The sequence below is a fragment of the Bartonella sp. MR168JLCBS genome (genome assembly GCF_042194175.1).
Genome location: NZ_JBHIMP010000079.1, coordinates 507 through 874 on the forward strand (window position 1 = coordinate 507; position 368 = coordinate 874).

Consider the following 368-nt stretch of genomic DNA (forward strand, 5'->3'; position numbering starts at 1 on the left):
GATTACGGCCCTCCCTAAACGCCTGCGCCTCCCCATTCTGGGCAATGTGGTTCTGCCCCTTTTGGATTAGATACTCCCGATCCATCCTCTCCTTTATGACCTGAAATTTTGATCCAAAATAGCATTCTCAGAAGGACAAGAATAACTATAAAGAGTCTTTTTTATCAAAAAACCGGTGAAATTGCTTTTGAACATTTTCCAGATCCATTAGCTTAAGCACCGTGAAAAGCCTCTTTAAGAGCCTATTCAAATCATAATCTTTAAACAGAGCCTGCTGATTTTCCAAAATAAGTTCTCGACTTTGAATCATACCCTGAAAAGAGAGATCCGTACCTGGGCAGAAAAATCGGATTCTGAAGTCGCAAAAG